13 protein-coding genes are annotated in these 14379 nt (G+C 40.9%); 5 read left to right on the top strand and 8 right to left on the bottom strand.

Annotated elements, in window-relative coordinates:
- Position 1: 1 nt before the first annotated feature.
- The 5 genes from ACXAFM_RS17035 to ACXAFM_RS17015 are packed head-to-tail and all read right to left on the bottom strand — an operon-like array spanning position 2 to position 5006.
- Positions 2 to 883 (bottom strand): sulfotransferase family protein, encoded by an 882-nt coding sequence (locus ACXAFM_RS17035; RefSeq protein WP_474835445.1) that lies wholly within the window; start codon positions 881 to 883, stop codon positions 2 to 4.
- Positions 876 to 1988 (bottom strand): glycosyltransferase family 4 protein, encoded by a 1113-nt coding sequence (locus tag ACXAFM_RS17030; protein ID WP_474831158.1) that lies wholly within the window; start codon positions 1986 to 1988, stop codon positions 876 to 878. The genes ACXAFM_RS17035 and ACXAFM_RS17030 overlap by 8 nt, the downstream gene beginning before the upstream one ends.
- Positions 1989 to 2555 (bottom strand): serine O-acetyltransferase, encoded by a 567-nt coding sequence (locus tag ACXAFM_RS17025; protein WP_474835443.1) that lies wholly within the window; start codon positions 2553 to 2555, stop codon positions 1989 to 1991.
- Positions 2545 to 3864 (bottom strand): O-antigen ligase family protein, encoded by a 1320-nt coding sequence (locus tag ACXAFM_RS17020; protein WP_474831154.1) that lies wholly within the window; start codon positions 3862 to 3864, stop codon positions 2545 to 2547. The genes ACXAFM_RS17025 and ACXAFM_RS17020 overlap by 11 nt, the downstream gene beginning before the upstream one ends.
- Positions 3865 to 3866: 2 nt before the next feature.
- Positions 3867 to 5006, bottom strand: coding sequence for a glycosyltransferase (locus ACXAFM_RS17015; protein WP_474831152.1), 1140 nt, complete (start codon positions 5004 to 5006; stop codon positions 3867 to 3869).
- A gap of 393 nt (positions 5007 to 5399) precedes the next feature.
- Here ACXAFM_RS17015 and ACXAFM_RS17010 point away from each other — a divergent pair, with 393 nt between their 5' ends.
- The 5 genes from ACXAFM_RS17010 to ACXAFM_RS16990 all read left to right on the top strand — a co-directional run bounded on the left by ACXAFM_RS17010 (position 5400) and on the right by ACXAFM_RS16990 (position 10582).
- A complete protein-coding gene (locus tag ACXAFM_RS17010) occupies positions 5400 to 6059 on the top strand; it encodes a transglutaminase-like cysteine peptidase (protein ID WP_474831150.1) in 660 nt (219 codons plus the stop codon).
- Entirely contained in the window at positions 6059 to 7993 is a 1935-nt protein-coding gene (locus ACXAFM_RS17005) for a bifunctional diguanylate cyclase/phosphodiesterase (RefSeq protein WP_474835441.1), read from the top strand. The genes ACXAFM_RS17010 and ACXAFM_RS17005 overlap by 1 nt, the downstream gene beginning before the upstream one ends.
- Before the next feature lie 121 nt (positions 7994 to 8114).
- Entirely contained in the window at positions 8115 to 8684 is a 570-nt protein-coding gene (locus ACXAFM_RS17000) for a hypothetical protein (RefSeq protein ID WP_474835440.1), read from the top strand.
- A 38-nt stretch (positions 8685 to 8722) separates the two neighbouring features.
- Positions 8723 to 10141, top strand: coding sequence for an O-antigen ligase family protein (locus ACXAFM_RS16995; RefSeq protein WP_474835438.1), 1419 nt, complete (start codon positions 8723 to 8725; stop codon positions 10139 to 10141).
- 30 nt (positions 10142 to 10171) lie between these two features.
- Positions 10172 to 10582 carry a 3-phosphoshikimate 1-carboxyvinyltransferase gene (locus ACXAFM_RS16990; protein WP_474835436.1) on the top strand — a complete coding sequence of 137 codons (411 nt, stop codon included), beginning with the start codon at positions 10172 to 10174 and terminating at the stop codon, positions 10580 to 10582.
- A gap of 78 nt (positions 10583 to 10660) precedes the next feature.
- On the opposite strand, the gene ACXAFM_RS16985 is transcribed toward ACXAFM_RS16990, so the two are convergent.
- From ACXAFM_RS16985 to ACXAFM_RS16975, 3 genes are read right to left on the bottom strand one after another with little or no spacing between them, the layout of a single operon-like run.
- Positions 10661 to 11374, bottom strand: coding sequence for a VpsP family polysaccharide biosynthesis protein (locus tag ACXAFM_RS16985; protein WP_474835434.1), 714 nt, complete (start codon positions 11372 to 11374; stop codon positions 10661 to 10663).
- 45 nt (positions 11375 to 11419) lie between these two features.
- On the bottom strand, positions 11420 to 12148 hold the full coding sequence (locus ACXAFM_RS16980; protein WP_474831137.1) for a tyrosine-protein phosphatase: 729 nt from the start codon (positions 12146 to 12148) through the stop codon (positions 11420 to 11422).
- A 9-nt stretch (positions 12149 to 12157) separates the two neighbouring features.
- Positions 12158 to 14374 carry a GumC family protein gene (locus tag ACXAFM_RS16975; protein WP_474835432.1) on the bottom strand — a complete coding sequence of 739 codons (2217 nt, stop codon included), beginning with the start codon at positions 14372 to 14374 and terminating at the stop codon, positions 12158 to 12160.
- Between the last annotated feature and the right edge of the window lie 5 nt (positions 14375 to 14379).

The raw sequence follows: 14379 nt of genomic DNA, 5'->3' as shown, positions 1-14379 counted from the left end.
CCTATCCTTTTAGTAGTACGTAAAACTTTTTCGCGGGGCTATATAAGTAGCGAATATATGCAGAATAAAACCGCCATTTTAAGTTTGGTTTACCTTGCACTTCATCGGCAGAATATCCCATCATTTGCGACAAAGAAATTACCGAACTAGAAAAGCTATATCCAAAAAACGAAGATTGCTTAGCGGCTTTCCCTTTTCTCGCTTTTTCTTTAATGCTTAATGCATTTTCAAGACCGACTTGTCTGCATATTTTGTCGACGATTTCCATTTGCTTCGCCACTAAATCTTCGTAGCGAATTAATATATGGCTACTGCCAACTTGCTTAGTAAAAGAAAACCAATTCATGTAGTTCACCAGCCATTGATTTTCCAACAACGGTAAGCTGACATTCCAGCGGCGGAACTGAGATAAGAAAACATCTTTTGGGTTTCTGACTATGCCAATGTAGTGACACTGCACTTCGCTTTCGTACTCTTTCTCAAAGGCTCTCATTAACTCCAGTACACTACTTTGCAGAAGATGATGAGGAGATTTTTCAATAAATACTGGCCCAAATTTTTCTATTAGCAGAAACCAACCTTTGAAAATAAGCTCTTTGTCGTTTTTGTGTACGGGTAGCTCACCAAGATTTTCAATCAAAAATGTTTTTATTTCTTTAAGAGCCTGAGCTTGACTGTAAGGCACTGCACTAGCCAACATTTTAAGTTGCGGCAGACAGAGAACTGAAGCCGCTTTAGTCCAATACAGCGTTTCTGACTCAAAGTGCTTCGTTTTCGGGTAATTATCAATGCCAAGTGCATTCACTAGGCTTCTGTGCAAAAAGCTAGAGCCCGATGACTTTTCTGACAGGATATAGATTACGCTTAGCTTTTTATTATCCATTTTTGGGCGTATCCATAATTTCGCGATATACATTAAGTGTACTTTGAGAAATTGACTGCCAGTCGTATCTTGCTAAAAACTCTGTTCGACAAACTGATAAGTTGAGTGACTCTACATCACTCAATTTCTGAGCAAGGCTTTGAACATCACCTACCTCAAAGTAACAATCGTTACAAAGCGCGAGATCTAAATTGGGTTCAATATTCGATAAAATCACATCAGTTCCCGCACTGATTGCTTCCAAAGCTACAATTGGATGCCCCTCATGATAACTCGGCAGCACGAATACTCTCGCATGTTTGTAAAGGCTTTGTAGCGCCTTTCCCTTTCTGCGTCCAGCAATAATCACGTTTTCACTCGCAGCGCCTTTTATACTTTGAGAGTACGAATCACTGTGGTCTGCGTCACCAACGATAACTAATTTCAGCGAAGATTGGCTTGCTTTAAATGCATCAATTAAATCATGAAGCCCTTTTTCTGGAACTAGTCGAGCTACAGCCAAAACGTAGGACTTATCTTTCAAGTTTAAATCAACAGGTAAGTCTGCAGTAGTACAGTCCTGTCCAAAGTGCGTCAATGTACCGTTCGGAATAAAAAGGATCTCGCTAGAATGTTTTGCAAATTTGCTTTTTAGCTCATCTGTCAGCGTACGACCTACAACAATAACGCGGTTTGCAAACAAACAGGCCATTCGCTCACCAAACTGCAAAACAAATTTAGCAAACTTATTCCATTTCTGGCGGTTATAGTCTGCACCGTGATGAGTAACAACCACTTTCATCCCCAATATACGAGCTAGAGGCGTAAATAAAGCAGGGCCGATAGCGTGAATATGTAGTATGTCGGGACGCACCACAAACCCTGCATACAGTATTGCAATAAAAGTATGCAAAAATGTTTCAAGAAATTTATTCTGTACCGACCACAGACCAATAACGCTCACACCTTTATATTCATAAGACTTTTCAGTTAGATAAGGTTTCCTACCTATTACTGTCAACTCTACGTCTTCTTTGCTGATAATAGGGTATATATTTTGACAATGCGACTCGATGCCGCCCATCACATCTGGAATACCACGCAAGCCAACAATAGCTACCTTCATCTAATTCTGGCTCCTATATTCTGACGGCCCAACATCTTTAATAACTCGTGCAGGCGCACCTGCAATTGTTACATCACTACCAAAACTTTTGTTTACAACTGCATTGGCGCCAATGCCCACATTATTTCCCAGAGTGATACCGCCGAAAAGCTTTGCCCCAGGGCCTATGTAACAATTGTCGCCGATAATAGGCGCTTTACTTCCGTCTGTTATATCTGCGCCTATGTTTACACAAACATGAATACGGCAATTCGCGCCAATTTTTGCATTGGCGTTAACGACAATAGTGCCCGCATGGGCTATCGATAGGCCAGGTCCAAACACATTTGGTGGTATGGAAAAGCCCAGCTTTCTTCCCTTATTACGTAATCTTAGCCGCAGAAATTGGGTATATACTTTAAAGACCAGCCCTCGTTTGCAATTAATAAAGAATTCAACTTTTCTTAATAATTTTTGGAAGTGCCAAATATCGTGAGTCAGTTTATTTTTAAGGGTTGTTTTTATACCTAGCGCATCAAGATCGGCTTGTAAAAAAGCGTTATAATCACTTTTATCTTTAATTTGCATTGACAGTGCTCTTTATATTAATGGCATAGCCACGACGGGCTTCAGAATTTGGGTTGGCGAATATGATTGCGTTAAAAATTGCGAAAAATATTAACCCCTCTATATTCCATAAAGGCATGGTCGCCATATTCATTGCGATGAACCCAGCAAAAGAAAACAGCATTACTTTCGATAGCTTTTTGTCATAAAGCCGAAGCGCACCGATGACTATAGAGCCGCATACAAAAACAAAGCTCATGAATCCAAGCACACCATATTCGTAAATGTAAGAGACAAAAGTATTGTGCGCATACAGCTCAAATCTCAATTTCCAAGCGTCTGGACCAAAGCCAAGGAATTGCTGCACCACATTTGCGTTTCTAAACGCATCGATATACTGGCTCCAAATATATACGCGAGAAGACATGATATCGCGATCTGATTCGGAAAAGTACATTGGGGCCTTGAAGACCAAGTCTAGGTTACCTAGCAGTATACCAATATCAGCAAAGCGCTCTCTCATCGAAAAGGACAGAACGAGAAAAGCGACGAAAAAAATCATTGCAAAAACAATGAGGACTGGAACTTTCTGCGCCGGCTTCAAACGCTGTTCAACTAATGTGAAATAGAATGCCGCAGCAATTGGCAGCACTGTAAGGATTGACGTTCGATAGTTAACCAATATCAATAGCAGTACGGAAACAGAAAAAAGTACTGTTCTATATCTAAGTCTGCCGCGTTCAATGAGCCCGACCACGAAAATGAAGGCTACAATTACCATAGAAAACGCCGCTTCGTGATTATAACCGCCGATATAGCTGACAGAGCCGTCTGATTCCGTCGCCTTAGCATACCCGAGCGCAAACGACATTATTTGCAGCGCTACTGGCATGAAAAAGGCGACAAGAAGTTTTTTAAACGTTTCATTTTGCCCTTGAACCCTTAACGATAGGAATAAGGCACCCGCAAGCACCAAAAAATAGCACCATTTAACCAACACATTTATAGTGCCTGGCAACTTCATATTGACAAAGCCACTAACTGCGACGCATACGAAAAACAAATAAAACGGAAATAGTTTTTTAAGTGCAAAGATCCCTTTGGGCAAGAAGAAAAGCCCTAAGGCAGCAACACTAATGCTGCCCAGCGCATTGATAGAGAACCCTGCAACTAAGGGTGGGTAGGTTATCGTATGGAACGCAGATAAGAAAAAGCGAAGCCATATTGCACAGATAGCAAATGCCAAATATTTGTTACAATTTCCCACAATAGTGCGGTACACCAGCACTAGACTAATAAGCCCTATTACCACTTTTACTGCGTCGAACATGCCTACTCAGTTACCTGTGAGATGAGTTGAATTAACTTATTTTCAAACGCTTTGTATGAAAAATTTTCGGCACACTGCGAACTTCTAGACGCGAACGAGTGACGTACCGACATACATTTAAACTTACCCAGTGCCTCTGTAACGCCTTCCACACTGTTCAGCTCACACAAAATACCGTTTTTTTCCTCACTTGCACCACTTACTCTGTAAGGGTATTTTTCTGCAAGGATCTCCGCAGGTCCCGATTCACAATTCGTCGCTATCACCGCTTTTCCCAAACACATAGCTTCAACAATGGCATTGGGGAACCCTTCTGCATTCGACGTACTCACAAAGTACTCTGCGTTAACTAAGTATGGGTAAGGGTTAGCTTTAAACCCAAGGAACTGTATTTTATTTTCAATTCCTAGTTCTTTGGCTAACGCTTTAAGAGTCGTTTCTTCATCGCCCACGCCCAGAATTAATAAGTTTTCTGGTATGTTAGCTTTTGCGTAGGCCTTAAGTAGTAAGGAAAAGTTTTTATTTTTGACTAATCGCCCCACCCCAATAATGTAGGGCTTTGCTGGCAAATCGGTCACGCTATCAGATGCCTGGACCTGCAGCTGTTCAATATCGTAAGGGTTGTATAACACCGATACTTTGTCTCTCGATACCGCATAGTTATCGATAAGATCCGCTTTTACGCCTTCAGATACAGCTACAACACTGTTCGCTTTATTGTATAGCAAACGAACTAACAAGCGGCTCACACCATCTTTTAGCCCCCCAGAAAGGTGACTTGTTGTGTTAACCCGCTCGCTTATTATCGATTTAAACTTTAAACGCTTCGATAAGGCCACGTTTAGAAAATTACTTCTTGTTAAAAAGCTAAAACAAAAAGCTGGATTTAGTTTTGCTAAAACGGGTTTTAGCTGTCTATAGCCAGTTACCAAGCTACCTTCGGAATTCAGCACTATTTTGTTTACATAACTCGGGCAAACCTGAGATTCGGGCAGATTATCAAGAAGAATAAGATGAACAGGAATGTTTTTTGAATCGAAATACGCTTTCATTATGGTTAATAATTTAACCATAACTCGTTCAGCGCCACCGCCTTCAAGTGAGTTAATGATAAACACCGCCGGACGCGCTGAGTAACCCATGAATGTTCCTTCTACTTTTAACTAAACTGCAGTTAGGCTTATATGATAACAGTTGTCGTTATCCAGTACAGTCTGGCATTGTATTATTTTGCTAGATAAAACTTTGTGGCCTTTATAGCACCACGATTCCTGCATTGATTATTAAACACGAACCATGCCAATAAGTATCATTAAACGATTAAAGCAAAAGGTATTGCTTAAAAACCTTTCAAGTTTCTAATAACTTTGAGATTATAACGCTACTAATTCGCAAGCTACTATACGCGGTTGTGGTGAAACATTTTTTACACTTATTTCTTATCCATTACATAAAGTACTTACGGTTTGCATCAAGAAAGTCACACTAACTCAGCTTTTAAAGCCTCAAAAATCTTGCGTTTTAAGCGTAAAAGCATGTGCGTTGGTTTACTCGTAGCCGGTGTTTTAGCGGTACTAAGTTCCTCCATTGCCCAACAAAAAAGCATATTCACCGAACAGGTGTATTCTAGAATAAATACAATTTACGGTAGGGATGCTAGTGAGAATGTAGCTAAATGGCGACAACTTGTAAGCGAATTACAAGCCGAAGATATAGATGAGCAACTGTTTGCAGTAAATCGTTTTTTTAACCGATTCGATTTTGTTGACGACCTTGTTCATTGGCAGCAAAAAGATTACTGGGCCACGCCAATAGAATTCATTTCCACAGGCGCAGGCGATTGTGAGGATTATACGATAGCGAAATACTTTTCGTTAATTGAGCTAGGTATCCCTGAATCTAAGCTTCGTTTGATGTACGTCACAGCTTTGGAATTGCGCCAGTCACATATGGTTTTGGCGTATTATGAAACCCCAACCTCTATTCCACTTGTTTTGGACAATATAAATAGGCGTATATTGCCTGCGAATAAAAGAAGAGATTTGTCACCCATTTATAGCTTTAATGGTAACGGCTTGTGGGCCGCAAAAGCTATGGGAACGGGCCGTAAACTGAGGGGAAGCGGACCGATGAAGATGTGGGACGATATGGTAGAGCGGCTAGACCGCGATATGTACGGAGATAAAAAAGAATAATGAGACTATCTACCCAACTAAGTACAAGCTTACTCGTTTTTTTGATACTGGTTTTTGCTGGTTCATTCATTATTAACGTGAAGCTAACCAGAGAATATGTAAACGAGCAGCTTGCTACTCATGCGCAGGATACCGCCACTTCTCTAGGGCTTTCAATTACTCCACACTTGGGAGAGGCCAATGGTATTGCCGTAGCCGAGACAATGGTAAACGCTATTTTTGATAGAGGGTTTTATCAATATATAACCATAACCGACATGGAAGGCAATTTACTGATTGAAAGACGTAACCCTGATACGGTCGATACTGTTCCTACCTGGTTTACAGATATTGTGGAAGTGACTCCACCCGTTGAGAAAACCGAACTAAATAATGGCTGGACGATGGCGGGAGAACTGGCGGTTCAAAGTCACCCAGGGCTTGCCAATAAAACCTTGTGGGAAAGCGTGAAGCAAAGCGCCTTTATGTTTTTTGCCGCATTCGTTTTTGCCTATATTGCGTTGCTTTTCATTATAACTGCAATCACAAAACCACTTCGCATTGTAGTTGATAAAATTGATGACATTCAAAACCAAAAGTTTTCCCACATCAACTATAAGCCTTTCACTAAGGAGCTATCCTTTATAACTAAAGCAGTGAATCGGCTGTCTTCATCTGTTGAGGTTATGTTTAAAGAGCTTACTCAAAAGGCTGAGCAGTTTAGAGTTCAGGCTTATGAAGATAGTCTTACTGGACTGCAAAATAGAAATGCCTTTACACGGCATATGAACGCGCTTCTCAGTAAAACGGCCACTACTGACGAAGGCTACGTGATATTGGTACGCCTTGCGCAATTAAACGCTATTAACATGACATTGGGTGCGCAAGAGGGCGACAGCTACGTAACCAAAGTGGCTAAAGAACTGAAAAGCTTTACTTCCAGCATTCAAGAAAGTGCTTTTTTATTTAGGGTGTCGGGCGCTGATTTTGTTCTAGTTACAGAAGCAATGACTAAGCAAGATTGCGAGGCGCACCTACAAACATTAAGCCTTAACCTATCCCGCTGCAACCCGCTTAAAGATGGCAGTAAAGCCGTTTGGATAGGTGCAGCACAATTTAACGACGAGCAGTCCTTTTCTGAAATCATGGAAAATGCTGACAGCGCGCTTATGGCGGCAACTAAACAACCCAACGGTTGGCAGTTCGCCTCTGAACTTTCCCTCATCCACAGCAATACCGCGTGGAAAGAGCGTTTAAACCACATATTGCGGCAACAGTACGCCGACATAGTCATTCAGCCTGTTATGGATGTTAAATTAAACTCACCGAGCTACTGTGAAGCCTTTGCGCGCTTTAAAGAAAAAAGTAGTGGTAATGCAATACCCATGTCGCAACTTATTCCAGCATCAGAGCGTTTAAACTTGATTCCTGAAGTAGATAAGCTGGTGGTAAGCTTAGTGGTTCAAAAATTAGCATCAAACAAACGCGATATTGCTATTAACATAGCGAACGCATCGTTAGCTAATGCTGCTTTCAGACAATGGCTACTTAGCTTATTGAACCAAAATAAAGCACTCTGCACACATTTAATCTTTGAACTAGAAGATTCAGCTTTAATTCATCACAAAGACGAAGCGATATCCTTATGTAAGTCGTTGGTAAGTTTAGGATGTAAGATAACGATTGAACACTTTGGTGAAAACCTTGCATCGTTAGCTGGGTTAAGAGCTATACAACCTCATTTTGTAAAAATATCTGGCAAACTAACAAAAGAGATTCACGCAGATAAAGACAGTCAGTTATTTGTAACAAGTTTATTAAGCATTGCTCGTGGGTTAAGTATTGGTGTTATAGCAGAACTTGTTGAAAATGAAGCAGAGTCGGTGGCGTTAACTCGATTAGATGTTGTCTACCAACAAGGTTTTTATTTTGCAAAACCCATGCTGTGGCAATAATATTCAACTAATTTTGAAAAATGATTAATAAAAAAGAGATCTAACTCGTTCACTTGTTGTACAATATAAAGATATGGCGTTAGCAAGAAGCTAGCCCGATGTATTTATTGAAGGATAAGGTATGCGTAGCAACATTTTATTATCTGTGCTTTTTTGCGCTTTTATCGCTGTCTCAACAATTTCTTTTGCTCAAGAAGAAAACGTTCCGGGCTTGCAGATAAGAAGTATCTTACTGGCAGACATTGAAAAAGGTATTGCCGTTAAACAAGCCGCTTCAGAAATAAGTCAGACAGTGCTCGACGAAGGCATGTTTTTTGATGCAGCCGGATTAACCTACCTAACTGACAACAATGCCGAGTATCAATCAATGGTGGCGCTTCTAAATGATAACGCTAGCGGATTTGAAATCGCAATAGCGGGTTTTGGTGAAATGCCCGAAAAACCATCAGAAGTTGTTACCATCGCTATATTGATGTTTCCTGAAAGCGCCGATGAAATTTATAACATTGCGCTTCAAATGCAGGTTATCACAGAAGAAGATGCGTTATTGGCGGTTATCAACGCGGGTATTGACCCAAGCACATTAACAGCTACGGCAGCAGGTGGAGCGGGCAATGCTTTTTCACCGCTAGGCGTAGGCACTGGTGCAGCTGGTGCTGGTGGCGGCGATACTACGATTTCAGCTAACTAAGCAAGTTATACTCAAGTTTCACAACTAGCGCTTTGTAAGTGGTTATATTTAATTTTCAGAAAACCGAAAAGTTTCTTTTCGGTTTTCTTTTATTTACCTTATTTTGGCTTCCCCTATCGTTAGGCGCTAACCGCCCTTGGGCATGGGCGCTAATGCAAATGTCGTTTTTTTTCATTGGCGGCATTTTGTTAGCTACTCACCAATCGCTCCTTTCAAAGCTATATGCACAATATAAATCGCTAGTAATTATTTGGCTGGCGTTCTTAGCTTGGCAACTTATTAATATAGTCCCCCTCCCCTTTTTTGTCGTTGAAGCTATTCGCCCAGAGCGGGTTCATATTCTACTGAACGAAAATATGGGGCAATTAAAAGATATAAAGTCACAATGGCTTTCGTTAAGTTTCGATGTTGGGCAAAGCGACATAACGTTTTTTAAATCCCTGGCCTATTGCTTCTTGTTCTTTATTTCGCTAACACTTATTAACACGGCTAAACGCCTTAGATATACCTTAATAGTGATAAGTGCTGCTGGAGTTTTTCAAGCTATTTATGGCTCACTAGAGGTTTTGTCTGGTTTAAAATACAGTTTGGTTTTTAAACTTCCTGTTTCTTACATTGCTACTGGAAGCTTTGTTTACAAAAACCATTACGCTAACTTTCTACTTCTTTGTTTAAGCGCAGCAATTGGCTACATGATAGCCAGCCTGCGCATACAATTAGGTTCTAGCCATAGAGAGCGATTACGCCGAATAGTGCATTTTTGGCTAAGTAATAAAGTACTGTTTCGTATAGGTATTATTATTATGGTTATTGCCTTAGTTATGTCGCGATCGCGCATGGGTAATAGTGCATTTTTTATCGCTATGACTATTACAGCTACGTTAGGTCTAATCTACTTCAAACCCCGCCAAAAAAACTATGTTGTTTTATTTATTAGCATGTTGGTGATAGACATTCTTATCGTAAGTAGCCTTTTCGGCCTTAAACAAGTTCAGCAGCGCCTTGAGCAAACAAATTTAGCACAAGAAAGTAGAGATGAAGTAATTACTGACGCGCTTCCTATACTTAATAAGCACGGCATTTTGGGAACAGGCGGCGGTACTTTTTATACGGTATACCCACAATTTCAAAGCGACACTATCCAACACTTTTACGATCATGCCCATAACGAATACCTTCAGTTTACTATTGAGTTTGGTCTAGTCGGTGCTGCACTACTTGCTGCATTGGTATTGCTGTGTTCTAAAAGCGCATTAAGTGCCATTCGTCATAGACGTCACCCGTTACCAAGAGGTGTTGCCTTTGCCAGTGTTATGGCTATCATCGGCATGGCTTTACACAGCACTGTCGACTTTCCTCTACAAGCACCGGCAAACACAGCTATATTTATAGTGCTACTAGCGCTAGGTGCGCTAAGCCGCGATATTTCTATGGGAAGAAATAAGGTAAGTAAATAAGTACTGTCTTAACAAGATAAGAGGCTCTGCGTGGTATTGAAGATTAAGCGACCGATAAAAGAAGAACCTAATGTACAGCATATGCTCACACGCATGCCTAAAGACGTAGCCGATTCTTTTACCGATGATCAACTGTTTCACTTAAATACCGCACTCGCTGGTCGTCGCTGGGGAAACCATAAGGTTGATGTAAGAGGCACTATAGGGCTATTACGAAGCCGGTATTATTTTGTTTTGCTAGCGGGACGAGACAAACGCGACCTTTCACGAACTGAAAGTAGAATTGGCAAGCTGGTAATGGCAGCCTTTATTGCACTATTTCTGTGTGTGTCCCTAGTGGTAGGGTTAGTACTTCTTTATATATTAAAAAGTTGGCTTGGCATTAACTTATTTGAAGGTTTTTCTCTAGGCTTATGGGACTGGCTGAAGGGCAATGGTTAGCTGGATAACTTATATGCCCGAAATATTTTTTAAATAGCCCTCACAGGTATCAAACAACACGTTCTTAAACAAAGTCAATTAGTCGTAACTTATGCAATCTGGAATTCGTTTTCTAACTGGGTAACTGGCATCACGTAACCATCTACAAACGGTTTCATTAGCTTTGTAATTTTCAATAGTTTTTAGCACTAAATCTCTACTAAGAGGGTTTTGAATCCCTAAATCTAAATGGTGCTTCAATAGGTCTTTGGTTTTAACGTAGTGAATGGATCTTGAGTTAAACATCTTTAAACCAAACTCTACTATAAACTTGTGTACTATAGCGTCCTGAGGACCTACTCTCTTCGCATTTTCAAGGTGTTCATAAAATACACTATCTATTTCATCTTGCCGAAGTTTTACCGAAGCTAATCCAACCCAACTACCGCTCCAAGTCGGTCTTAGTTTCAGGCTTTTTTCGTAACTAGCCGCTGCTTTTTGAAGATCAGATATCTTACTTTGCGAGCCAGCATTCATGCTATATAAGCTTTTTTCTCTCATTTTGGTAATGGCCTTCCACTCGAATAACTGGCCCTGCATTTGATAGTACAACGCATTATCGGGGAAGTAAGTAAGAGCTTTGTTGATTCTATTTATGGCGTAATTAACCTCCTGTGTCGAGGCTTTCTCTGGAGACAATTGCCATATCTCAATATCATTTTTTGCGCTGTAGTACGCGTTCCCCGCTTTAAATAACTGCATACTCCATACGAAGCTGTATCCAGCAATTAAAAGCATTATCCATTTAATCATCGCTCTGGGCTCTGTAAGCAAGTTAAGTAAACGGTTATACATTATTTACTCGCTATCACTCGTAACCGACACAATCGCACCGGGCCTTGTGATAAAAACCTCGTTAGCAAACTCAGTACTGAATTCAGACACTACCTCAAAAGCTGCCTTCATGTCATTAGGGCGGCGAATAAGGTCGTGGGTATCTGACGCTACAACATGAAACGCTTTCCTTTCCATCATAGTTAACGCGAACCTTTCTACTTTCTCGCCAAAACGCCCTGTTAACGCGCCTGCAGTCACTTGGAACATGCACCCTAAGCGCTGCAACCAATTAAATTTATGCTGTTGAGCTAATAGTTCTCGGTTACGTTCCGGATGAGCAATAAGTGGCTGTACATTATTCTTTAAAAGCCATTTAGTAAGCGCATCTAACCCTTGTGGTATATGACTATGTGGCATTTCGAGTAAAAGGATATGCTTGCCATTGTAATGGCCTAAAAAAGGTAGAGCGTTTTGCTTATACCAAACAGGAATCAATTCGTTTACACGAACTTCCGCGGCATAAGACAGAGAAAGTGGAATAGATGCGTCAACAACTGCTTTATGGAATTGCTTAAAAGCGTGCTCAATGGAGCTGGAAGTGTTGTCAAAATAACCTTTATGAATATGAGGTGTGCAAACCATATGGCGAACTCCGCCATCTACAGCCTGCTGTGCCATTTCTAAGGCTATATCTAACGACCTGGCACCATCGTCGATGCCAGGTAATATATGGCTATGTAGATCTATCAATAAATACTGCTAGCTGTTTTTATGACTGGTATATCCGTATTGGTCATAAAAACCAGCATACCTTTGTGCTGCTCCTGATTTGCGTAAGTCTACTTGATTTAGTACCACGCCATCAAGACGATGACCTACTTGTAAGAAACGAGATAGCCCATTATTGATTAGCTTTTCGCTGGTACTGTCAGCACGTACAACGTAAATTACCGAGTCACAAGAGTTCGCTATAACCATAGAATCACTTACCGCTTGAGTAGGTGCCGTGTCGATAACCACGTATTTGTATTGGGTTTTCAACTGTTGAATTAGTTCGTTGAAACCTTTGTCTGATAATAATTCTTGTGGATTAGACGGAATTGTACCCGCCGACAAAATATCAATATTTGATTCTTCATCTCTTACTAAGCACTCATCGAAAGTATGCGATTTTAAAATAAGATTTGCTACACCTGGCTGATAGTTAGGAATATTGAACTGTTTTCCAACACTAGGTCGACGCAAGTCTGCATCAATAAGGATAGTCTTATCTAGCTGCCCTAGTGCAAATGCCAAGTTAATAGAAACCGTAGTTTTACCCTCTTTAGGTACACTTGACGTTACCATTATTGCCTGTTGTTCCTTATCTAAGTTTAACAAAGACAAACTGGTACGTAGGGTACGAACAGATTCGGCAAACTGATGTTTTTTACCATCGAAGAAAGAGCGCACTGGCAAGTCGGTTTTCTTTTTATGCGGTGACCAAGGAATTAAGCCAAGCATACGCTGCCCTAGTTTACGCTCTACGTCCTCAACAGAACGTATACCGCTATTAAGTGTTTCCATTGCAATAGCTAAAAATACGCCAAAGCCCATGCTAAAAACAAAGGCAGCACCAATTAATAGCTTCTTATTCGGTTTGGAAGGTATATATTGTGGCAAAGCAGAGTCAAGCACTCGTGCATTGGCAGATTCGAAACCACCTAATTCGTCGGTTTCCTTTAAACGCGTAAAGAACGAGTTATATAGCTGCTGGTTAATGTCAACTTCTCGCTGAAGTGCTTTGCGCTGATTATCTAGTGCAGATAGGCTACGGAACTCGGCTTTCGCTCGCGTCACCTCTCTTTCCAACTGTTCAACCCTGTCTTCAGATACTTCATATTGAGTTGTGATACTTTGGATAAGATCACGTACCTGGCCGCTCAAAGTTTCTCTAATTGATGAAAGTTCTGCATTAGCAGCAATCATACGCGGGTGTTTGGGGCCAAATACGTTGCTCAATTCGCTAACACGCGTCATCGCTTTAGCTTCGTCACGGCGAGCGTCTCTTATTGTCGGGTGATTAAGTACTTCAGGTAAACGAGCAATATCGTCTAGTGAGACGTCATTTCGTGTTTGCTTGTAAATAACTGCATTTAATTTAAGTGCAGTTTGCGCATCCAACAATTGTTTACTTAATTGCTCTAGTTCTTCAGAGGCTAAACCAACAACACCATCAATGTTTACTACTTGATTTTCCTCGTAGAACCTTGCCAAATTTCGTTCAGCAACATCTAACTTTTGCTTCAAGCCTTCTAGACTATCAGTAAGGAATGACGTTGCCTTAGCTGTCATATCTAACTTAGCTTGAAGGTAGTTCTCAATGTATACGTCAGCAACCGCGTTAGCTAAATCTGCTGACAACTGCGGAGACTCGGTTGTAACGGTAATGCGCATCACCTGGGTATTATCAACCATTTCAACAGATAAAGCGCTCATTAACATAGACGTAGCTTTGCGCTTTTTAGCCGCTAAAATCTGCTCATCCGTGAGGTCTTTCGGTTCTTCCTGAGGCAAAAAAGGCAGTGCTTCCAAAAGACTAACCTTAAGTTTGTCAACAACTCCAGGCTCTTCCTGCGCGGGCATAAAGTCTTCATTAGTCCACAGCGAAAGACTTTCAACAGTTCGTTCTGCAATTTGACGAGATTGAAGTATTTCAAACTGGGTTTGCATATAGTCTTTGCGCTTTGTATCCAAGCCGTAGACTTCTTCAATTGAAACCACGTTTGCTTTGTCAGCTTCGACTAAAATAGTAGTGGTAGAGGTAAACATGGGCGTCATACGCATTACAAGCAGTGCCACTAGTATTGTGAACGCAACTGCTAGCGAAATAATACGAAATGCGTAACGCTTTATAATTCCAAGATAGTGAGCAATATCGATGGTTTCATTTTCAAACACACCGGCATTCAACTCTTCCCTGCTATTTACTGCCATTTTTT

Source organism: Alteromonas sp. ABD4_190 (assembly GCF_056160105.1).
The sequence above is the reverse complement of the archived record's forward strand: the minus strand, read 5'-3'. Positions and strand labels throughout refer to the sequence as shown.